Raw genomic sequence first — 21,122 nt, forward strand, 5'->3', positions numbered from 1 at the left:
AATAAAGATTTAAATTTTAAAAGTTCACAATTTGTTCACTTATGAAGGGCATAACGTGATCTCTATAATGATCAAATGAACAGAAAGGATGAGTACATTGCCAACAACGAAAAGAGAACAAGTGGTGTTCGGATTAATGATGTGCTTCGGCATGGTCACGATCATGCTGTTGTTTAATCTGTATAACAGCGGAATGATCGGGAAATTGTCTTTGATGGAGATTCTGCTGCAGTTTGTGATCTGTTTTGTGGTCGCTTTTGCGGTTGAATCGATATTGGTAGGTCCTGTGGCGAAAAAAGTAGCGTTTTCCCTGCCGTTCGACAAGTCAAACAAATTGGTGGCCGTGTTGACGCTCTCGTTTTTTATGGTGGTCGGCATGGTGTTGGTCATGTCTTTCTATGGTGTAATGACATCCTACCTCACCAATGGACTTGGAGGTCGTTCCATCCTGCGAAGCTATGGTTCGGCGATCGGCCATAACTTCTTGCTGGCACTTCCGGCACAGCTTCTGGTGGTGGGGCCGATCGTTCGGGCTGTATTTGGCAATGTGGTGGCCAGAAGCAAAGTCAGCGCTTGACCGATCTGTCTTATTTCCTGGGCAATGGTCGTTTGAAAACATAATGAATGAAGCTCTTGCGAATGGGGGAGCATTTCATATATAATCATTGTCAACAATTGCAGATCGGAACTATGCCGTTGAAGAGCATCCAACTCGGAGGCGTTTTCGCCAGGGGAGCGAACCCATTCCCCAAGTTAACCGGAACCGCCCGTTATCGCGGACCAAGAGGCTGGACACAGGATTACCTGTCCCGGCAAGTTGGGTGGCACCGCGAGCAGAGCGCTCCTCGTCCCAAGGGATGAGGGCGCTCTTTGCATTTTTATAGCCCAAAGGAGACGGTGTACATGTTGGATATGAAATGGATTCGTGCGCATGCGGATGAGGTTCAGGCGGCCGCGGACGGCAAAAAAATCAAGGTTTCGGTTCGCGAGCTGCTCACGCTGGACGAGGAAAGAAGAAGGCTTTTGCAGGAAACGGAGGAAGGGCGCCGCTTGCGGAACGCCTGGTCAGCTGAGATTGGCAAGCTGATGCAGACGGGAGATCGGGCACAGGCGGAAGAGCTGCGGACACGCGTAAAGGAGCTTAACGACAAGCTCCAGCAGAATGAGACCAAGCTTGCCGACGTGCAGGAGGAGGTAACGAGACTGCAGTGGCTGGTGCCGAACGTGGTGTCGCCGGATACGCCGGCAGGAGCATCGGATGAAGATAACGTTGAAGTGCGGCGTGTCGGTGAGATTACGAAATTCGATTACGATGCGAAGGATCATGTTGAGCTGGGTGAAATGCATGACATGATCGACATTGCCCGAGGCGTAAAAATCGGCGGCACTCGCAGTTATGTATTGAAAGCAGCAGGTTTGCTTTTGCATCGGGCCGTACAACAGTTAGCCCTCGACCTATTATTGAAGAAAGGCTTCACGCCGATGGAAGTGCCGCTGATGGTGAGGGAGGAAGCGCTGGTTAACACGGGCTTCTTCCCCACAGGGCGGGATCAGGTATATGAGCTTGAGGGCGAGAACAAATGGTTGGTAGGGACTTCGGAGGTGCCGCTTGTTTCTTATTATATGGATGAAGTCGTGGATGTAGCGGAGCCGATCCGATTGGCCGCCATGTCCACCTGTTTCCGCAGCGAGGTTGGATCGGGCGGCAGGGATGTGCGCGGACTGTATCGGGTGCACCAGTTTTCCAAGGTAGAACAGGTCATTATCTGTGCGCCGGATGCGGACGAATCGGAACGAATGCTGCAGGAGATCACCGGACATGCGGAGGAACTGCTGCAGCTGCTGGAGCTTCCGTATCGCGTGGTTGCCGTGTGCATCGGAGACATGTCGCAGAAAACCTATAAACAGTACGATATCGAGACATGGATGCCCAGCCGCGGAGCCTATGGAGAAACGCATTCGTCGTCGAACCTGCACGACTTCCAGGCCCGGCGCTCCAACATCCGTTGTCGTAACGCAGAAGGCAAGCTGGTCTATTGCCATACGCTTAACAATACGGCAGTGGCATCGCCGCGCATATTGATCCCGCTTTTGGAGAATCACCAATTGGAGGACGGGAGCATACGCATTCCGGCAGCGCTTCGGCCCTATATGGGGGGATTGGAATACCTGAAGCTGCCGGAAGCAGAAAAATAACAAAACATGTCGAATGGTCCTGTTATCCGAATTTCTTCAGTTATAGTATTCATTTCTGGGCATACCATTTCCGATATACTATAATAGGAGTAAAATACTGGATTATGGGAGATGAAGATGGGCATGAAAGGTTTAAGAGCAGGATTCAAGGCAACCCTAGCCTTGATCGTGGCGTGCGTTGCGCTGATTCCATCGCTGGCCATGGCGGCCGCGGGAGATATCACATCCATTAAAATTGTAAGTAATACGGATAAAATGAGCGTTTCCGAAACGGCCTCGTTGAAAGTGATGGCGGTGGTGGAAGGATTCGATAACGAGCAGGACGTCACGGCTGGCGTGACATGGTCGTCGAGCAATGCCAAAGTCGCTACCGTAACGAAAGGCAAGATCAAAGCCGTGGGTGCGGGAGAAGCGACCATCGTCGCCCAGGTGGATAACGAGAAGGCGCAGTTTGCCGTGCAGGTACAGGAGAAAATCAAAAAGATCAAGGCATCGCCGAGCTCTTATAATTTTGTCAAAGGCAAGGAGAGCGCATTGCCCAAAGTAACGATCGTGCGAACGAGCGGTAAAGAAGAGGACGTCACTTCCCAAATCGTCTGGACAGTTTCCAAGCCATCCGCCGTCGTGGAAAATGGGAAAATCAAAGGGGTGGAACCGGGACGCGTGCTGCTGCAAGGAAAATACGGCTCAACCACGGTCAAAGTCCCTGTAGCGATTACCGATATCATCGCCAAGGTGGAGGTTACGCCATCGGCCATCCAGATGAACATCAAGAAGTCCAAAGCTCTTAAGGTCATCGGTACCTATGAGAACGGCAAAACGGTGAACTTGTCGAAGCAAGTGACCTGGACATCGTCTAACCCTAATGTGGCCACGGTCAAAAATGGCACAGTCAAAACGCTGACAGAAGGCAAGGCCACATTGACGGGCGTGTACCAGAATCAGACCGTCAAAACAGAAGTGACCGTGGTGCCTCTGCTCAAAAAGCTGATCAGCAGCACCAAAAAGCTGGTCTTGTCTCCTCAGGGCACAGCAACGGTGAGCGTTATGGCCCAGTATGACACAGGAAAGACCGCCTTGGTAACGAGTGACGCGGTATGGAGCAGCAATAAGCCAAGCGTGGTCACGGTTTCGAATGGCAAAATCCAGGCCGTTGGCAAAGGCAAGGCTTCCGTGGTCGTCAAATGGAACAACAAAAAACTTACGATTCCGGTGACGGTAAAATAGCAAGCTTGGTTCTGGTTTTAGTGGTATAATGTTAAAAAATGGAATGTTGAAGGGCGCTGGCAACGCCCTTTTTTTGTATCCTTTTGTACGATGGGAGGAAGATACATGAAAGATGCATCGATCGTGGAATCGAACTCAAGCCTGGGGGGAATCCATATGATACGGGTTGAAATACAATCATGACAATGCATAAGCAGAGGTACGCCAGTGGTTTAAGAGGCAAACTGTTGTATTTGTCCGTAACATTGCTGGCGATGTCTGCCGGGTATGCCTCCAGGGCCTATGGCGAGGTTTTGCCCGCATTTCTGCGAGAACATGCCGGGGATGCCTTATGGGCAGCTATGATTTATTTTGGAATCCGCCTAATATTCACGTCGTGGAGGAAGGGATGGTCAGCCTTTGCCGGATTGCTGTTCAGTTGGTTCATCGAATGCTCGCAGCTCATCCAGGTCCCGTGGTTGAACGAAATTCGTTCGACGACGCTAGGGGCACTTGTGTTGGGCCGGGGTTTTTTGGTCATGGATCTCATGCGTTACGCCGTGGGGATATTAGGAGCTTGGTTTGTAGATCGATATGTGTTAAAGGCCGAAACCGAGCGTTGAAAGAGATGCGGCAAGAGTGGTTCTTTTGAAACGGATTCGTTAGGAGGAAATGAACATGAATGTCGACAAATTATTTTCCGAATCGCCCGAATTCGAGACAGAACGTTTGCGGTTGAGACGTCTGACCTTGGAGGATGTGCCTGAATATTTTGCGTTTGCCTCCGATCCGCTCGTCAGCCAGCACAGCCTCTGGAACTGTCATGAGACCATAGATGATTCGGTCGGATATATTCGGCGGGTACTGGATCAATATGAACAGCAGACTGTGTACATTTGGGCCTTCATTTGGAAGGACACCGGGGAACTGATTGGGCGCGGGGGCGTATTCGACATGAACGAATCGATGCAGAGCGCCGAATTGGGATATGCGATATCGAGCAGGTACTGGAATATGGGCGTGGCCTCCGAAGCGATGCAGCCTGTTGTGAACTATTGCTTTCGCGAGCTGGGTTGCAACAGATTGGCAGGCAGGTGCAATGCGGGCAATATCGGTTCGGCCCGGGTGATGGAGAAACTCGGCATGTCGTATGAAGGTTTACTGCGCAAACAGTTGAAGATTAAAGGCGTGTTCACCGATCAGAAATTGTACGCACGCATCCGGGATGATCTATAATATTCGAAAGCGGATGCAAGACATCGAACGATTTTCGAATCATGGGGGGAGGGTCAAGTATGATATACAGCATTATTTCCCGCGCAGCGTGGGAAGAGGTGTCGAAAGCAGAAGTGTACGCACCGGAAAGCTTGCAAAAAGAGGGATTTATCCATTGCTCCACCAAAGAACAGATTCCGTGGGTGGCATCGCAGTATTATGCCGGGCGTACCGATCTGGTGCTGCTGGGCATTGACGAAAAAGCATTGAAGCCGGAATTGGTTTATGAGGACCTATACGACTTGAATGAACTGTTCCCGCATATATACGGGGAGCTGAACCTGGATGCCGTGCAGAAAGTGATTCCGTTTGGTCCGAACGAAGACGGGACGTTTGCATTTCCTGTATCGGAATAATTGGAAGATAAAGAATAGATGATGATGGCCTGATTTGACGAAAACATGGAGAGGATGCGGTGAGCGTGGATACGAACCGAATGTTTCTGGAGACGGCGGAAAAACAGTTTTTGTATTATAAACAGCTCGGCGAAAAAGCCATGGCCCAATTGGAGACAGAACAGCTCTTTCAGTCGTGGCATGAGGATACGAACAGCATCGGAGTCATTGTGAAGCATCTATGGGGAAACATGCTGTCCCGCTGGACAGACGTGCTGAATTCCGATGGCGAAAAGCCATGGCGCGAGCGCGACGCCGAGTTCGTCAACGACATATCCACGCGCGAAGAGCTGATGGACAAATGGGAGGAAGGGTGGCAGTGCCTTTTGTCCGCGCTTCGTGCCTTTACGGCCGAGGATTTGGAACGCATCATATATATTCGCAATGAAGGTCATACCGTCATGGAGGCCATTATCCGTCAACTTGCGCATTATCCCTATCATGTCGGGCAAATAGTCTATGCTGCCAAAATGATCAAGGAGACGCCCTGGGACAGCCTGTCCATCCCTAGAAACGCTTCTGCCGATTATAATGGCGGCAAATTCGCCAAACCAAAGACGCGACGGCATTTCACCGAGGATGAGCTATAGCTTGGGGCTGTGATTCGTCAATAACATCTGAAGATGATCATCCATCCGTTTCGGGTGGGAACAGAAAGGAAGGAAAAGGGATGACACATTTTGCATTGATTCGCCACGGAAGCACGGCATGGAACAAGGAGAAACGTTCTCAGGGCCAGACGGACAACCTGCTTGACGATGAAGGAAGAGAGCAGGCGAAATTGCTCGCCGAGCGGCTTAGCGGAGAACATTGGGATGCCATCTATGCCAGCGACCTGAAGCGCGCCAGTGAGACGGCCCGAATCATTGCGGAGCGCCTGGGCATTCAGGAGATTCATTTGGACGCGCGGCTGCGCGAAATGGGCGGCGGACAGGTGGAAGGCACGACGGAGGAAGAGCGCGTTGCAAAGTGGGGAGCGGATTGGAGCACCCTGGATTTGGGCAAAGAAGCACCCGAGGCCGGAACGGCAAGAGGCTCCGAAGTGTTGGAGGAAATATCGCGCGAGCATCCGGACGGGAAGGTATTGGTCGTTAGCCATGGAGCGATTTTACGCAATACGCTGCGCGGTCTCGTGCCCGATCTGGATGTTACCGCCAAACTGTCCAACACTTCGATTACCCGAATCATGACGGGGCAAAGAGGTTGGCAATGCGAGCTGTACAATTGCAGCGCGCACCTGGTCCCGTCCAAGGACGAATAATCTACGGATGCAGTCGCACTGAGAGGACAATGGGAACTGTTGAGGAGTGGGTGAAGGAGGGCTCGCATGGCTGATCGGTCGTACATATGGACGAAGGAAACCTTATCTCCGCTTGGCGAGTCCGGCGTCGTGATTCGCTGCGGGGATATCATTTCCGAAGAAGTCCACCATCGGGTGATGTCTGTGTGTGCCTTGCTGGAGTCACAGGATGTCATGGGAATCGTTGACGTTGTTCCGTCTTTTAATGCAGTTACTTTGTTCTTTGATCCCGTAAAGGTTGCGGCGTCAGCGCAGCTGTTGGAGGGGACGGCGATGCTGCCCTATGAGGCCATCTGCGGCTGGTTGTTGGAGCAGTTATCGGGCTTATCGGAGAACCAAGATGCGGCGCCGCCGTCTCGAATCGTGACGATTCCCGTCTGTTATGGCGGGGAGCTGGGTCCTGATTTGCAGCACGTCGCGAGCGTGAACGGGCTTGATGCCGATGAGGTTGTTTCGATCCATTCGGGGGCGGAATATTTGGTGCACATGATCGGTTTTGCACCGGGTTTCCCATACCTGGGCGGCTTGTCCGAGCGGATCGCCACACCGAGACGGGCGACGCCAAGACTTCGCGTCGAGGCCGGGACGGTGGGCATCGGCGGCAGTCAAACGGGAATCTATCCCGTGGCCACGCCCGGCGGATGGCAGTGTATCGGCAGGACGCCGCTTGCCTTGTTTGCGCCTGATCAATCCCCGCCCAGCTTGCTTGCAGCAGGGGACAGGGTCCGGTTTCAACCGATTACGCTTGAGGAATACCTTTCTCTGAAGGAGGGCTGTCCATGAGCATCGAGGTCATTCGTCCAGGAATGCTCTCCATCATTCAGGATGAGGGGCGAACCGGTTATCGAAAGTATGGCGTTCCGTCAGGTGGGGTGATGGATACCTTTGCTGCCCGGACAGCGAACATGCTTGTAGGCAACCCGCGTGAGGCTGCCGTGCTGGAAATGACGCTTAGCGGTCCAGAGCTCCGGTTTCGGGAAACCCGGCTCATTGCGTTGTGCGGTGCCGACATGTCCGCCATGGTAGACGGAAAGCCGGTGCCTCTCTTGCGTCCGGTTGTGATCCGGCAGGACAGCGTGCTGCGAATCGGGAGCTGCCGCTTGGGCATGCGCGGTTACATCGCTTTTGCTGGCGGCGTGGAAGTCCCACGGACGATGGGCAGCCGCAGCACCGATCTCAAGACAGGCTTCGGCGGTCTGGATGGACGCCCATTGCGTGCAGGCGACAGGCTGTTCACGAGAGAGGGGAGCGGGGCAGCTCATGCCTTGTTGCATGTTATGGCTAAACGCGCCAAAGAGCAGGGGGAAGGCATGGCCGCCCCTTCGTGGCGCCTCTCCGAGTATGAAATTCCTGGCTATCGCACCGATCCTGTTCTGCGGGTTATGCCTGGCAAAGATCATGGGGAATTCACGGATGAAAGCTTGCATCAGTTCTATCGGGATCGGTATATGGTCACCTCGGAATCGGATCGGATGGGATATCGCCTTAAAGGAGCGGCGCTGGAGCTTGCCCGGAAGGCGGATCGCTTATCCGAAGCCGTCGCGTACGGCACGGTTCAGGTACCCCCGGATGGCCAGCCGATCGTGCTGATGGCCGATCATCAGACGGTTGGCGGTTATCCCGTCATCGCCCAGATCGCTCGTGTAGACCTGCCGCTGTTGGCACAGGCGAGGCCCGGTAACCGGGTTGCCTTTGCAAGGGTATCCCACGAGGAAGCGCAGCAGCTGCTTCTGCATCAGGAGAAAAGCATGCGACAAGCGGAAATGTGGATACGGCGAAAAATGAGCGAAATGGGGAATGAATGATGAGTGCAGTCGACATCAACTGCGATCTTGGCGAAAGCTATGGCATTTATCGGATGGAATCGGATAAACACATCCTGCCTTGGATTACCTCGGCCAACATTGCTTGCGGTTTTCATGCCGGCGATCCGGCAACGATGCGAAGCACCGTAGAGCTGGCATTGGAGCATCAGGTTGCGATCGGGGCCCATCCGGGTCTGCCGGATCTTCAAGGTTTTGGCCGCAGGCGGATGGACGTTACGCCGCAGGAGACGTACGACATGATGGTCTATCAGATCGGCGCGCTGGATGCTTTCGTCCGCGCCCGGGGCGGTCGCATGCATCACGTCAAGCCGCATGGTGCTTTGTACAATATGGCCGCTGCGGACGTTACATTGGCGGAAGCCGTTGCCGAGGCGGTATATCGCGTGCAGCCGGAACTGTATTTGTACGGCCTGGCCGGCAGCGCGTTGATCGAGGCCGCGGACCGGATCGGCGTGCGCAGCGTAAGCGAGGTGTTCGCGGACCGAACCTACGAGGCGGACGGAACGCTGAGATCGCGGCAGCTGCCCGGAGCGGTCATTCATCGGTCCGACGAGGCTTTGGCACAGGTGCTGCGCATGGTGACTGAAGGCAGCGTATTGGCAGTGGACGGGACGGTTGTGCCGATCAAAGCGCAAACGATTTGCATCCATGGCGACGGGCAGCAGGCTCTTGCTTTTGCCAAGGATATCCGAAATCTTCTTGAAGCCGAAGGGGTCACTTTGACAGCCATGAAACATTAACAAAGATCACAAGAAGTACAAAGGAGGGAAACATGGAAATGAAACCGATACGCAATTCGGCCAAAGCGGTCATCATACAGAACGGGCGGCTTCTGGTTATTAAACTGGAGGACCAATACGGAACGGCATATGTTTTCCCCGGTGGCGGGCAGGAAAAGGGAGAAGAACTGAAGGATGCCGTTGCACGGGAATGCCTCGAGGAAATTGGCCAGGCCGTGACGGTAGGGGAATTGCTGCATATTCGCGAGTACATCGGCAAAAACCACGAATTTGCCCAGTGGGACGAGGACGTACATCAAGTCGAATTTTATTTCAAATGTCATCTGAACGACCCGGAAGCGAGCGAATTTGCGGGTTCCAATCCGGATGATCACCAAGTGGCGGTAGAATGGATACCCCTTGAGGACTTGCCACAGGTAAGACTGTATCCGAAAACGATCGGCGAAATGCTTTTACGCCCTGAGCAGGCACGTATTTATTTGGGCGATTTGAACTAAACCTGCAGCGGATTCGCTCCCGGTGAGATGGGTACACTATAAGTATGTGAGATTTCCATCATATACACCATCCGGAAGGGAGCATGATCATGAACCGAAACGAATTGGAGCAGCAGATCATAGGCGCTTTGGAAAACAATCCGTATTGCAGTTTTTCCACCGTGGAGAACGGAAAACCGAAAGCGAGATACATGGCACTGTTTAATGATGGGTTGAACATCCATCTGGCTACGAATCGCCGTACCCATAAGGTAGAAGAGCTTGAGAACAATCCAAATGTCAGCTTGCTGCTGGGCTATGAAACGGGCGGTACCAAAGAAGTGGTCGAGATCGAAGGCACTTGCGAGGTTACCAAAAACGAACAGCTCCGTCAGGAAATTTGGAACGATGAGCTGAAGGCCTGGTTCGACGGACCGGATGATCCGAATTACGTGGTGCTGGATATTACGCCGCAGCGCATCGAATACACAGGCAAGGATCATGAACATCAAGTCTGGGAGCAATAATCAGAACCATATGCCTTCTAGGCAAGACAGCCGTGAGGTCTCGGACTTTGCGGCTTTTTTATGTTGTTTATGCCATTTTTGGGGAAGGGCATGAATCGATGTGAAGTAAATGTAATGTACGTATTTTACGTGTAATGTAAACTAATTTTAGGTAGAGTAATGACGTATAATGTCGAAAACACGCATGATTATGTAAACTTCCGAGGATATGTGCGGATAAAGTAAAAAATAATGCTTTTCAACCGCATCGCATTGCGTTATGATTTGGAATGTAAACGTCGCACTTCAGATATGAGCAGATATTCATGTGAGTTTAGCTGACCTGAATCACGAATTGCAGTGCCCCAGGAAGCAAAGCATCCCACAGCCATGAATTCTGTCCTTTTGGCGTCTGTTCGTTTGCCCATTAAACGAAGGTTTGATTCAATGTACATAACCGGGAGGGGTTATTTTGAAAAGGAACAAAAAAGTGTTATCGAGCCTGACTGCCGCTTTTGTTGCATTAAACGTGCTTGCGGTATTTCCGGTGCCCGTATCGGCTGCAGATGCGGCCAAAGTCAAACTGCGCATCATGGAGACGACGGACATTCACGTCAACTTGGCGAACTATGACTACTACTCTGATAAAGAGACAGACCAGTACGGATTGGCCAAAACGGCAACATTGATCAAAAAAGCGCGCGACGAGGCCAAAAACAGCCTGTTGTTCGACAACGGCGATTTGATTCAAGGCAATCCGCTTGGCGATTACGTCGCCAAAATCGATCCGCTCAAACAAGGGGAAACCCATCCAGTATACAAGGCGATGAACCTGCTCGACTACGATGCGGGCAACATCGGAAACCATGAATTCAACTATGGACTCGACTATCTCGACATGACGCTGGAGGGAGCCAATTTCCCTTATATCAATGCCAACGTATACGTTGATGACGGCGACGATGACGAGACGAACGACAAAAACTATTTCACCCCTTATCAGATTTTGGACAAGAAGGTGACCGATGAGAACGGCAAAGAGCATACGATCAAGGTAGGCGTGATCGGGTTCGTGCCGCCACAGGTCATGCAGTGGGACAGCGCAAATCTCGAAGGCAAAGTGATTGCCAAGGATATCGTGGCTACGGCCAAAAAATTCATTCCCGAAATGAAGGCGAAGGGTGCGGACATTATCGTTGCCATTCCGCACTCCGGATTCGAGGATATTCCCCAAACCGATCTGATGGAGAACTCGGTGTTGTACCTGAGCCAGGTGGAAGGCATTAATGCCATTCTGTTCGGACATGCCCATAAAGTATTCCCGAGTGCCGATTTTGCCGGCAAAAAAGGGGTGGATCTCGATAAAGGCACCATTAATGGCGTGCCATCCGTTGAGCCGGGATTCTGGGGCGACCATCTCGGGATCATCGATTTGGATCTGGAACAAGTCGAAGGCAAATGGAAAGTCGTAGATTCCGCAACCGAGGCACGTCCGATTTATGATGCGGCGAACAAAAAACCGCTGGTGGAAGCGGACGAAAAAATTCTGGATGCCATCCATGACGAGCATGAGGGCACACTTGAATATATTCGCGGCCCGGTCGGCGAAACAACGGCTCCTATCAACAGTTACTTTGCTCTGGTGCAGGACGATCCTTCCATCCAGATCGTAACGAATGCTCAGAAATGGTATGTGGAGAAACATCTGCAAGGAACGGACTACGAGGATATTCCGGTTCTGTCCGCAGGAGCGCCATTCAAGGCAGGTGGACGTTCAGGCCCGGCTTATTATACCAACATTCCTGCGGGCACCATCGCCATCAAAAATGTGGCTGATCTGTACGTATATCCAAATACGGTACATGCCGTATTGATCAACGGCGCCGAGCTGAAAGAATGGTTGGAGTGGTCGGCAGGACAGTTCAACCAGATCGATCCGTCCAAAGGCGGACAGCAGCAGCTGATCAACATGGACTTCCCGACATACAACTTTGACGTGATTGACGGTGTAACCTATCAGATCGACGTGACGCAGCCTGCAAAATACGATAGCAAGGCAACGGTAATCAACGCATCCGCGAGCCGGATCAAAGACCTGAGCTTCAACGGCAAGCCGGTGGATCCTGACCAGAAGTTTATCGTGGCTACCAACAACTACCGCGCCTCTTCGTCCAAGCTTGCGAATCCGGACGGCAAACGCATCGTGCTGGCTGCCCCGGACGAGAACCGCCAAGTCATCATCGATTACATCCGCGAGAACAAAACGATTAACCCTACGGCGGATGGCAACTGGTCGCTTGCTCCGATCAAACCTGCTGCAAATGCAGCGGCTGCAGCAGCTGGCGATCTTGAAGTCGTATTTGCTTCTTCCCCGGATGCACAAGCATTGGTTGATGCCAACCCGGCCATGTCCTTCATTGGTACTAACGAGGACGGTTTTGCTGAATACGGGTTGAAACTGACAGGAGCGGCGCCTTCGACACCAGGTAACGAAACAGCCGGGCCAGCCCCAACGCCAACACCTGCTCCAGCACCTGCTCCGACGCCGACACCGACACCAAAGCCTGAGCCGGAGAAGCCTGCGAGCGGGAAAGTGGTCCATGTCGTGAAAAAAGGGGACAACCTGTATCGCATCGGCTTGAAGTACGGTGTGGATTGGCGCAAAATTGCAACAGCAAACAAAATCAAGAACGTACATGCGCTGAAAGTCGGGCAAAAGCTTGTCATCCCTGCTTCATAAACGGGAAAGCATTCGATGAAGATGGGCAGTCGTAGACTGCCCGTCTTTTTTGCGTCGGCTCCGAATATGAACATATGCGAGGTCATCAAAACGATAGAGATAATTTAGGAGACCCATGATATAATATTTACAAAGTTTGGATATCATTCTGTGGACCAATCCGACGTAGCGAACGCATCGACGAAAGGATGCAACATGACGATTTTGAACTCCAACAACGGCAAGGGGGGCTTACATGAATTGCAGCGGCTGCAGTCCAATACATCCGATTGAGGAACAAGGTATTTTGTATCTGCGTCCCAGATCCCCCGTTTTGCTTGAGGCTCTTCAAGCATTGGCAATGAAGGTTGTGCATTCAAACGATTTAATCCAGATGCAATATACGAGTACGGAAGCGGTTAGAAACGTGTTAGGGAAAGTGGAGAGGGCAGACCTGTCTCTGCAAGCTTCAGTCGAGGTTCAAGTGACCCCGCTGCATATGCAAGCAGACCCGGACGGTTGGATTCGCCCGCAAATGCTGGAATCCCGGATTCGGCATGCCGAGTTGGTCTCCATCATTTTGGGCAACCAATTCAGCAGTCATATGCAGCCCATCGTGGATGCCTCCGAACAGATTATCGGATTTGAGTTTTTGCTTCGTCCCGCCGAGAATGGTAAGCCATTCAATCCTTACGAATTATTCGAGGTGGCCCGGTATACGGGTTTGCAATCGTATCTTGACCGGAAGGCACGTACTACGGCCATAGAGACAAGCGCTGCATGTTTGCCGCACGGCGTTAAACGCTTTGTCAACTTCCTGCCCTCGTCGATATACCACCCTGCTTCCTGCCTGACCCACACGTTCAATGCGATTGAACGTCTTGAACTTGATCCGAGGGACTTTGTGTTTGAAATGGTGGAGACGGAACAGGTTCAGCATGTTTCCATGCTTCAATACATTTTTGATACCTATCGTTCCCACGGAATTTCGGTAGCTCTGGATGATGTGGGGGCGGGATTTTCGACGCTCGAACTGATGAATCGACTGGAACCGGATTTTGTCAAGATTGACCGCAGCTTGATCGACCATTGCGACATGGACAAGACCAGACAGCGGAAAATCGTCGATATTGTCGAGATGTCGCGGCGGTTTGGCGGCCGGGTCCTGGCCGAAGGCATTGAACGAATCGAAGAATTCGAGTATTGCCGATCTGTCGGAATTGAGCTTGCTCAAGGATACTATTTCGGCAAACCTTCATCGTGTCCTCCGGAAGGGCCATACCGACGAACAACGGCTTGAAATGGCAACTTTTTGGCTAAAAATAACCGGTCACTTCATTATTGCGAAGTGGCTTTTTCGCGTTGATGTATATCATGAATGTGCCCAAAGAATTAAGGGGATTTAACCGATATAATAGGTAGACCTATACATATATCGATCTTAATGGCTTCTAGCCATGGTCTGATATCGCAGGTTGATGGAGAGGGACTTACATAAATAGAGAAAAGTCATATTTAAGAGGGGGAGAGGCTTCATGGGTAATTCTCTTGGAAATGGACAGCAGCAAACTGCTGCAGTGGGAGCATCCAAACAGAAAAAGAAAACAAACAAAAAGAAAAAAGGCTCGTTCTGGAACATACGTACCAAGGTATTGCTTTCGTTCCTGATCGTACTGATTCTTCCCAGTCAGGCTGTTGGATTCATGACCTTGACGATTGCAGACCGCACCGTGGAAACGCAATTGATGGATAGTGCCAGGCAAAACGTGATTACCACCAATTCGATGATCGACGACCAGGTGAGCGCTAAGAAAAACGACATCAACTATTTTGCCGACACCGTTGGGGTTGAAATGGTCAAGGGCCAAGACGAGAGTCCTGAACTGACGGCCAGGCTGGAGCAATATTTGAAATTGCATCCGGAAACGCTGAATATTTTCGTGGGCACGAAAGATGGCGTCATGGTTCGCGGGAAAGAGACGACAGGCAGCGCGCAAGGGTCGGCATACGATCCGCGTGAGAGAGAATGGTACAAGCTTGCCATGGAAAAACAGGGGACAACAGTGATTTCCCCCGTATCCAAAAATACGGATGGGGTTGCGGTGGTTTTCGTTTCAAGAACGCTTAAGGATCAATCCGGCGTCGTCGGCCTGTCTCTGAACTTGACGAACCTGCAGGAATTGGCATCGATGAAGATTGGAAAAGAAGGTTATATCATCATTCTGGATGGCGAGAAAAACTACATCGTATCTCCGGATGTGGAGGCGGGTTCCAAAGTGGAAGGGACGGAGCTGGACCCGCTGTATGCATCGGCAGACGGCAGCTTTGACTACACGCACAATGGTGACGATAAACATCTGGTCTTTTCGACAAACCCGGAAACCGGCTGGAAAATTGGCGGGACGATGTATAAAAGCGAAATCAATGATGCTAGCAAGGATATTCGCCTGGCAACACTCATTGTAGTTCTTGCGGCCACAGTGCTTGCATTGATCTTCATTATTTTGTTCACGCGTGCGCTGCTGCGGCCAATTAAACGCCTGCAGGAAACCGCGAGAGCGGTTAGCAAGGGTAATTTGACGGTGAAAATGGACACCGCGCGCAAAGACGAAATCGGTGATCTCGCAAAGTACTTCGAACGAATGGTGGATAACTTGCGCATGATGATATTGGGCGTACAGGAGACGGCTGAACAGGTATCGGCTTCTTCCCAGGAATTGTCGGCAAGCGCAGAACAAACCACTAAAGCGATCGAGCATTCCACGCTTGCCATTCAGGAGCTTGCGGAGGGTGCTGAGCAGCAGGTCAGACGAGTGGCAGACGGAACAACACAGATGGGCAGCATGGCCGAAGAAGTGCGGATCATGTCCGAGCATGTTCAATCCATCACGGAAAACATGAAAAACACGTCCGGAGCGGCTGCGGAGGGCAATGCGGCCGCAAGCCAGGCGATGCAGCAGATGAACAGCATTCAGGAAACGGTGGAGCAGCTGGCAGAGGTCGTTCAATCCTTGAATACCCGCTCCATCGAAATCGGCAGCATGGTCGATGTCATTGCGACCATCTCCAAACAAACGAACCTGCTGGCGCTGAATGCTTCCATCGAAGCAGCCAGAGCAGGAGATGCCGGGCGTGGGTTCGCCGTTGTGGCGGGCGAAGTAAGGAAGCTGGCGGAGGAATCCGGAAGCTCTGCAGCCCAGATCGGTGAGCTCGTAAACAACATCCGTCTCGATATGGACGCAGCTCTCAAGGCGATGGAGGCAGCGCAGAATCGGGTCGGAGATGGCATTGAGGCAGTGAATGCTTCCGGTCAGTCCTTTGCGCAAATTCGCGAAGCCGTGGTGGAAGCAGCCCATACGCTGGATGGCTTATCCGGGCAAACGCAGCAGCTGGAGGCAGGAGCGGCTGACGTCGCCAAAGCTATGAAAGATATATCGGGCATTACGCAAGAAGCGGCGGCAAATACGGAATCCGTATCGGCTTCCTCCGAGGAACAGCTTGCTTCGGTGGAGGAGATTGCGTCATCCTCGGCTCATTTGAACAGTATGGCGGAACAACTGCAAGGTCTGCTCGGCATGTTCAAGATGGTGGAAGATGCACCGAAGAGCGAGAATCCTACGAAAAAATAATGGACATCTGCCCCTGTCGCCCTGTATAAATAGATCGTTGGGCAATGCTTACCTAACTAGGATACGGCTATTTGTGGCGTGGGGGACATTATGACGATGATTGCAATACTTATTTTTGTGCTTACCATCGCCTTGGTCATTTGGCAGCCGCGAGGGCTTGGCATCGGTTGGTCTGCCTCGGGAGGAGCGCTGCTCGCCCTTCTCTGCGGAGTGGTAAGTCTGAGTGATGCCGTGGATGTGGCATCCATTGTATGGAATGCAACGCTTGCCTTTATCGGCATTATTATCATTTCGCTCATTCTGGATGAGACCGGATTTTTCGAATGGGCTGCCCTTCATATGGCAAAGCTTGCCAGGGGAAACGGGAGAAAGTTATTCATTTATTCCATTATGCTGGGGGCCTTGGTATCGGCACTGTTCGCCAATGACGGGGCCGCTCTCATTCTAACGCCGATTGTGCTTGCGATGGTAAGGGCGCTGAAATTGGATGAACGGATGGTTTTGGCCTTTGTCATGGCCAGCGGCTTCATTGCGGATACGACTTCGCTGCCGTTAATCGTCAGCAATTTGGTCAATATCGTATCGGCCGATTATTTTGGCATTACGTTTGTCGATTATGCTGCGCGCATGATGGTGCCCAATTTCATTTCGCTTGGGGCCAGTACCGGCATGTTGTATTGGTTCTATCGCAAAAGCATACCGGCTCGCTATGATTATGCGTCAGCGCGTGATCCAAGGGAAGCGATCCGGGATCCGCGGATGTTCCGCATATCCTGGTACATGCTCGGATTGCTGCTCGCTGCGTATGCGTCCAGCGAAGTGCTGCCCATCCCGGTATCGGCCATCGTTGGGGCGGTTGCTCTGGTTTTCGCTTTGTTGGCTCGCCGAAGTGATGCGGTTAACCTCAAACGGGTCGTGCGGGAAGCGCCGTGGTCGATCGTCATTTTTTCCATCGGCATGTACATCGTCGTGTATGGATTGCGTAACGCCGGGCTGACGGACCATTTGAGCGAATGGCTTGATGCCATTGCCAAACACGGCGTGTTGGCCGCCTCGCTCGGCATGGGTATGATTGCAGCGGTGCTCTCTTCCGTAATGAACAATTTGCCGACGGTGTTGATCAATGCGTTGGCCATTCACGGGACGCAGGCCGAGGGTATCGTACGTGAGGCTATGATTTACGCCAATGTGATCGGTTCGGATCTCGGACCGAAAATGACGCCGATCGGATCGCTCGCCACGCTGTTGTGGCTGCATGTCTTATCTCGCAAGGGTGTCAAAATTACTTGGGGATATTATTTCAAAGCAGGCATCATTTTAACCGTTCCTACATTACTTGCTACGTTGGCAGGGTTGGCGTTATGGCTGTGGTTGATTGGTTAGCCGGCGGGGCTCGAATGGAACTGCCGTTTATGTAAACATGTTTACGAAAGCCGTACTCATGCACGGGTCTTGAACTCGACATGAGACGGCTTTTTTCGATATGTTAAAGCAATGTGTCGCAATCTGCTGCATTTCCCATATAGCTTACTTCTATTAATAGAAGTATTCCATTCCATAGATCTGCATCATTCATGATTAGGCCAGTCCAAATACGACTGGCCTTTTTTTTGCATCCCCAGGCGTGGGGAGATTTTTAGTGAAAAACTAAGCAGCTAAGTAGTGTAGAGGATGAATGAATGCGGAGAGCGAGAGCGTTCGCCTTTGCGGCCGTATTTTAACCATTGATCATATAATCAAAAAATTCGGAAGCAACAGCGATTGGAGCAACGTTCGTTTCCGGAGCGACTGCTCCGAGAAGGGAATTCATTTACGATGTTTCGAAACCACCGCCCATATTTTTAACACTGCGTTTACAAAACATTGATTTAGAGATGACATAGCGAAACTACAATAAGAACAGAGTTGATGGTGAACAAAAAAAATCGCAAATCGCCATCACTACATTGGGGGAGGAAAACAAAACTATGTTTAAAAAGTTGCCGTTTATTCTGATGACCTTAACGTTCGTACTGGTGCTTGCTGCATGCGGATCGAACAAAAATGCTGCGACAGATGATACTGCAAGCAATGGTTCCGGATCGACAGGAGAACCCGCTACGGAGCAAGTGAGCGGAAACATCCTTGCTGTCGGATCGACTGCTTTGCAACCACTGGTAGAGCAAGCTGGACAGAAGTTTATGGCAGTTGACGAATATAAAAACGTAACGGTTCAAGTGCAAGGCGGCGGCAGCGGTACCGGTTTGACTCAAGTTTCCGAAGGCCAAGCCACAATCGGGAACTCCGACGTATTTGCCGAAGAGAAACTCGAAGACGAAGCAAAAGCCAAAGAATTGATCGACCATCAAGTGGCTGTTGTGGCCATCGCACCAGTAAGCAACAAAGACGCTGGCGTGACCGACCTGACAAAGCAGCAGCTGATCGACATTTTCTCCGGCAAAATCACGAACTGGAAAGATGTTGGCGGTGCGGATCAAGCGATCGTGATCGTTAACCGTCCAAGCAGCTCGGGTACACGCGCAACATTCGAAAACTTTGCGCTGGGTACCAAAGTGGAAGACATCCAAGGTTCCATCCAAGAAGATTCCTCCGGTACGGTTAAAAAACTGGTAGCCGAAACACCAGGCGCAATTGGTTACTTGGCCCTGTCTTACCTGGATGACAGCCTGCAAGTTTTGAAATACGAAGGCGTTGAGCCGACGGTTGAAAACGTGGAAGCAGGAACTTATCCAGTGTGGGCTTACCAGCACATGTACACTAAAGGCGAGCCTGATGCAGCAACGAAAGCGTTCCTGGACTACATGCTGAGCGACGAAATTCAACAAAACGACGTTAAGGAGCTGGGTTACATTCCGGTATCCGGCATGAAAGTTAAACGCGATGCAGCAGGCAACGTCACTCAATAATCTTTGAACCTACGCATACAGCGAGAGAGGCGGACTATGGTCCTGCCTCTTTGCGCGGTTTGCTCCGATGTTTTCCCAATATTTGTACCCAAACCAATTATAGAAGGATGGTAGTTTATGGAACAGACCGAAAGGGGAACGGCAGTGAAAAGCATTAAACCGGGTCGGCCCTTGAGAGAGAAACATTACTGGGAAGAATGGACGGGACGCATATATACGTCGATCTGTGTCGTTTTTCTGATCGTTGTTATGTTTTCTATCGTATATTTTGTCGCATCCAAAGGTCTGATGACTTTCTTCAAGGATGGCGTAAGTCTGAGCGAGTTTTTATTCGGCAAAACATGGAGCCCGACCACTGAACCTGCATCCTACGGGGCACTGCCGTTCATTACCGGGTCGTTTACGACGACGCTGCTTGCGGCACTGATTGCAAGTCCGCTCAGCCTTTGTGCGGCTTTGTTCATGACGGAAATCGTGCCGGGCAAAGGGAAAAAGATATTGCAGCCGGCCATCGAGCTGTTGTCTGGCATTCCTTCCGTTGTATACGGCTTTATCGGTCTTACGGTCATCGTTCCTGCGTTGCGAAGCATCTTCGGCGGGGCCGGCATCGGAATCGCGGCAGGGTGTCTTGTGCTTTCCGTTATGATTCTGCCAACGGTAACCAGCATCATGGCGGATGCGTTGTCCGCACTGCCAAAAGGATTACGCGAATCGTCCTATGCCCTTGGGGCAACGCGCTGGCAAACGATCTATCGCGTGATTATCCCAACGGTTCTGCCTGCGCTTCTGACGGGTGTCGTTTTGGGCATGGCCCGCGCTTTCGGTGAAGCTCTTGCGGTTCAGATGGTAATCGGTAATGCGCCGCACGTTCCGTCATCCTTGCTAGAGTCTGCTTCTACGCTGACCAGTGTAATTACCTTAAGCATGGGTAACACAACGATGGGTTCGGTTCACAACAATGCTCTGTGGAGCATGGCGCTCGTGCTGCTGGTGATGACGTTTGTCTTCGTCCTGCTGGTTCGTTTGCTTGAAAGGAGAAACCGCGTATGAAGATGAAAGCTAAAACGGTAGACAAAGTGGCCACAGCCGTTATTGTGGCATTGGCGTTATTTATCGTCGTTCTGCTGCTCGGACTGCTCGCCTTCATTCTGGTGCGCGGAATCGGCCAAATCGATTGGCATTTCCTGACGAGCGCGCCTCAGCTGCTGAAGGGCGGCGGCGGGATTGGCCCGCAATTGTTCAACTCGGTATTTTTGCTTGTCTTGACATTGATTATCACCATTCCGCTCGGTTGGGGCGGGGGTATTTATATGGCGGAATATGCCAAACCGGGTCGAATCACCAACTTCATTCGACTCGTCGTGGAAGTATTGTCTTCTTTTCCGTCGATCGTGATCGGTTTGTTCGGTCTCTTGCTGATCGTTAACACGTTCGGCCTGGGCTTTTCCCTGATTTCGGGAGCCATGGCACTGGCCATCTTTAACCTGCCGCTAATGGTAAGGACGACGGAACAAGCTTTCCGGGCCGTGCCGAAGGAACAAAAAGAAGCGGGGCTTGCGCTGGGTCTGTCCAAATGGAAGATCATCACGTCCATTTTGCTGCCTGTGGCATTGCCGAGTTTGATTACGGGTACAATTCTGGCTTCGGGCCGAATTTTCGGCGAAGCGGCAGCGCTGATGTTTACGGCAGGCATGAGCAGCCCGCCGCTGGACTTCACGGACTGGAATCCTGCGAGCCCAAGATCGCCGCTCAATCCATTCCGTCCGGCTGAAACGCTTGCCGTGCATATCTGGAAAGTTAACAGTGAAGGCATCGCGCCGGATTCCAAGGAAGTGGCGGCAGGAGCATCGGCCGTGCTTGTCCTTCTCGTACTGGCGTTCAATCTGAGTGCTCGTTGGATCGGCCGGGTCGTTTACCGCCGCATGACAGCTTCGAAATAAGGAGGAAC

20 protein-coding genes are annotated in these 21,122 nt (G+C 51.7%); all 20 read left to right on the plus strand.

Translation table 11 applies throughout. The annotated features are described in order from the left end of the window. Nucleotides 1-88: 88 nt before the first annotated feature. The 20 genes from RSX24_RS26540 (at nucleotide 89) to pstA (ending at nucleotide 21,114) form a co-directional block, all read left to right on the plus strand. Nucleotides 89-577: a DUF2798 domain-containing protein gene (locus RSX24_RS26540; protein WP_438286890.1), complete on the plus strand. Its 489-nt coding sequence runs from the start codon at nucleotides 89-91 to the stop codon at nucleotides 575-577. A 326-nt stretch (nucleotides 578-903) separates the two neighbouring features. Further along, nucleotides 904-2,196 carry a serine--tRNA ligase gene (gene serS / locus RSX24_RS26545; RefSeq protein WP_343262252.1) on the plus strand — a complete coding sequence of 431 codons (1,293 nt, stop codon included), beginning with the start codon at nucleotides 904-906 and terminating at the stop codon, nucleotides 2,194-2,196. Between the two features lie 123 nt (nucleotides 2,197-2,319). Continuing rightward, nucleotides 2,320-3,423, plus strand: a complete 1,104-nt coding sequence (locus RSX24_RS26550; RefSeq protein WP_343262253.1) for an Ig-like domain-containing protein — start codon at nucleotides 2,320-2,322, stop codon at nucleotides 3,421-3,423. A 179-nt stretch (nucleotides 3,424-3,602) separates the two neighbouring features. Further along, on the plus strand, nucleotides 3,603-4,025 hold the full coding sequence (locus RSX24_RS26555) for a ribosomal maturation YjgA family protein (RefSeq protein WP_343262254.1): 423 nt from the start codon (nucleotides 3,603-3,605) through the stop codon (nucleotides 4,023-4,025). Between the two features lie 55 nt (nucleotides 4,026-4,080). Next, nucleotides 4,081-4,638: a GNAT family N-acetyltransferase gene (locus RSX24_RS26560; RefSeq protein WP_339275771.1), complete on the plus strand. Its 558-nt coding sequence runs from the start codon at nucleotides 4,081-4,083 to the stop codon at nucleotides 4,636-4,638. 59 nt (nucleotides 4,639-4,697) lie between these two features. Continuing rightward, nucleotides 4,698-5,033, plus strand: coding sequence for a DUF952 domain-containing protein (locus RSX24_RS26565; RefSeq protein WP_236417639.1), 336 nt, complete (start codon nucleotides 4,698-4,700; stop codon nucleotides 5,031-5,033). A 65-nt stretch (nucleotides 5,034-5,098) separates the two neighbouring features. Next, nucleotides 5,099-5,662 (plus strand): DUF1572 family protein, encoded by a 564-nt coding sequence (locus tag RSX24_RS26570; protein ID WP_438286891.1) that lies wholly within the window; start codon nucleotides 5,099-5,101, stop codon nucleotides 5,660-5,662. Nucleotides 5,663-5,742: 80 nt separating this feature from the next. Continuing rightward, the gene (locus tag RSX24_RS26575) at nucleotides 5,743-6,333 is read left to right on the plus strand and encodes a histidine phosphatase family protein (RefSeq protein ID WP_343262255.1); all 591 of its coding nucleotides are present in this window, start codon (nucleotides 5,743-5,745) and stop codon (nucleotides 6,331-6,333) included. A 66-nt stretch (nucleotides 6,334-6,399) separates the two neighbouring features. Then, a complete protein-coding gene (gene pxpB, locus RSX24_RS26580) occupies nucleotides 6,400-7,155 on the plus strand; it encodes a 5-oxoprolinase subunit PxpB (protein ID WP_343262256.1) in 756 nt (251 codons plus the stop codon). Beyond that, on the plus strand, nucleotides 7,152-8,177 hold the full coding sequence (locus RSX24_RS26585) for a 5-oxoprolinase subunit C family protein (protein WP_343262257.1): 1,026 nt from the start codon (nucleotides 7,152-7,154) through the stop codon (nucleotides 8,175-8,177). Before pxpB ends, RSX24_RS26585 begins: the two co-directional genes overlap by 4 nt. After that, nucleotides 8,177-8,938, plus strand: coding sequence for a LamB/YcsF family protein (locus RSX24_RS26590; RefSeq protein ID WP_236417624.1), 762 nt, complete (start codon nucleotides 8,177-8,179; stop codon nucleotides 8,936-8,938). Before RSX24_RS26585 ends, RSX24_RS26590 begins: the two co-directional genes overlap by 1 nt. 38 nt (nucleotides 8,939-8,976) lie before the next feature. Beyond that, entirely contained in the window at nucleotides 8,977-9,435 is a 459-nt protein-coding gene (locus RSX24_RS26595; protein WP_343262290.1) for an NUDIX domain-containing protein, read from the plus strand. Nucleotides 9,436-9,524: 89 nt separating this feature from the next. Next, nucleotides 9,525-9,941 carry a pyridoxamine 5'-phosphate oxidase family protein gene (locus RSX24_RS26600; RefSeq protein WP_236417621.1) on the plus strand — a complete coding sequence of 139 codons (417 nt, stop codon included), beginning with the start codon at nucleotides 9,525-9,527 and terminating at the stop codon, nucleotides 9,939-9,941. Between the two features lie 451 nt (nucleotides 9,942-10,392). Next, nucleotides 10,393-12,660, plus strand: a complete 2,268-nt coding sequence (locus RSX24_RS26605) for a bifunctional 2',3'-cyclic-nucleotide 2'-phosphodiesterase/3'-nucleotidase (RefSeq protein ID WP_438286892.1) — start codon at nucleotides 10,393-10,395, stop codon at nucleotides 12,658-12,660. A gap of 235 nt (nucleotides 12,661-12,895) precedes the next feature. Next, nucleotides 12,896-13,939, plus strand: a complete 1,044-nt coding sequence (locus RSX24_RS26610; protein ID WP_236417619.1) for an EAL domain-containing protein — start codon at nucleotides 12,896-12,898, stop codon at nucleotides 13,937-13,939. A 235-nt stretch (nucleotides 13,940-14,174) separates the two neighbouring features. Beyond that, nucleotides 14,175-16,268: a methyl-accepting chemotaxis protein gene (locus RSX24_RS26615; protein ID WP_343262258.1), complete on the plus strand. Its 2,094-nt coding sequence runs from the start codon at nucleotides 14,175-14,177 to the stop codon at nucleotides 16,266-16,268. Between the two features lie 90 nt (nucleotides 16,269-16,358). Continuing rightward, nucleotides 16,359-17,651 carry an arsenic transporter gene (locus RSX24_RS26620; protein WP_343262259.1) on the plus strand — a complete coding sequence of 431 codons (1,293 nt, stop codon included), beginning with the start codon at nucleotides 16,359-16,361 and terminating at the stop codon, nucleotides 17,649-17,651. A gap of 584 nt (nucleotides 17,652-18,235) precedes the next feature. Further along, nucleotides 18,236-19,174, plus strand: a complete 939-nt coding sequence (locus tag RSX24_RS26625) for a phosphate ABC transporter substrate-binding protein PstS family protein (protein ID WP_236417615.1) — start codon at nucleotides 18,236-18,238, stop codon at nucleotides 19,172-19,174. A 117-nt stretch (nucleotides 19,175-19,291) separates the two neighbouring features. Beyond that, nucleotides 19,292-20,224: a phosphate ABC transporter permease subunit PstC gene (gene pstC, locus RSX24_RS26630; protein ID WP_236417614.1), complete on the plus strand. Its 933-nt coding sequence runs from the start codon at nucleotides 19,292-19,294 to the stop codon at nucleotides 20,222-20,224. A 2-nt stretch (nucleotides 20,225-20,226) separates the two neighbouring features. Then, on the plus strand, nucleotides 20,227-21,114 hold the full coding sequence (gene pstA / locus RSX24_RS26635; protein ID WP_236417774.1) for a phosphate ABC transporter permease PstA: 888 nt from the start codon (nucleotides 20,227-20,229) through the stop codon (nucleotides 21,112-21,114). The last annotated feature ends 8 nt before the right edge of the window (nucleotides 21,115-21,122 follow it).

The organism is Paenibacillus hubeiensis (assembly GCF_032334105.1).
Taxonomy (GTDB): Bacteria; Bacillota; Bacilli; order Paenibacillales; family Paenibacillaceae; genus Paenibacillus; species Paenibacillus hubeiensis.

Coding starts and splice junctions, on each gene's coding strand:
- RSX24_RS26540 (WP_438286890.1), top strand. CDS start 89: ATGAGTACATTGCCAACAACGAAAAGAGAACAAGTGGTGTTCGGATTA.
- serS (WP_343262252.1), top strand. CDS start 904: ATGTTGGATATGAAATGGATTCGTGCGCATGCGGATGAGGTTCAGGCG.
- RSX24_RS26550 (WP_343262253.1), top strand. CDS start 2,320: ATGAAAGGTTTAAGAGCAGGATTCAAGGCAACCCTAGCCTTGATCGTG.
- RSX24_RS26555 (WP_343262254.1), top strand. CDS start 3,603: ATGACAATGCATAAGCAGAGGTACGCCAGTGGTTTAAGAGGCAAACTG.
- RSX24_RS26560 (WP_339275771.1), top strand. CDS start 4,081: ATGAATGTCGACAAATTATTTTCCGAATCGCCCGAATTCGAGACAGAA.
- RSX24_RS26565 (WP_236417639.1), top strand. CDS start 4,698: ATGATATACAGCATTATTTCCCGCGCAGCGTGGGAAGAGGTGTCGAAA.
- RSX24_RS26575 (WP_343262255.1), top strand. CDS start 5,743: ATGACACATTTTGCATTGATTCGCCACGGAAGCACGGCATGGAACAAG.
- pxpB (WP_343262256.1), top strand. CDS start 6,400: ATGGCTGATCGGTCGTACATATGGACGAAGGAAACCTTATCTCCGCTT.
- RSX24_RS26585 (WP_343262257.1), top strand. CDS start 7,152: ATGAGCATCGAGGTCATTCGTCCAGGAATGCTCTCCATCATTCAGGAT.
- RSX24_RS26590 (WP_236417624.1), top strand. CDS start 8,177: ATGAGTGCAGTCGACATCAACTGCGATCTTGGCGAAAGCTATGGCATT.
- RSX24_RS26595 (WP_343262290.1), top strand. CDS start 8,977: ATGAAACCGATACGCAATTCGGCCAAAGCGGTCATCATACAGAACGGG.
- RSX24_RS26600 (WP_236417621.1), top strand. CDS start 9,525: ATGAACCGAAACGAATTGGAGCAGCAGATCATAGGCGCTTTGGAAAAC.
- RSX24_RS26610 (WP_236417619.1), top strand. CDS start 12,896: ATGAATTGCAGCGGCTGCAGTCCAATACATCCGATTGAGGAACAAGGT.
- RSX24_RS26615 (WP_343262258.1), top strand. CDS start 14,175: ATGGGTAATTCTCTTGGAAATGGACAGCAGCAAACTGCTGCAGTGGGA.
- RSX24_RS26620 (WP_343262259.1), top strand. CDS start 16,359: ATGACGATGATTGCAATACTTATTTTTGTGCTTACCATCGCCTTGGTC.
- RSX24_RS26625 (WP_236417615.1), top strand. CDS start 18,236: ATGTTTAAAAAGTTGCCGTTTATTCTGATGACCTTAACGTTCGTACTG.
- pstC (WP_236417614.1), top strand. CDS start 19,292: ATGGAACAGACCGAAAGGGGAACGGCAGTGAAAAGCATTAAACCGGGT.
- pstA (WP_236417774.1), top strand. CDS start 20,227: ATGAAAGCTAAAACGGTAGACAAAGTGGCCACAGCCGTTATTGTGGCA.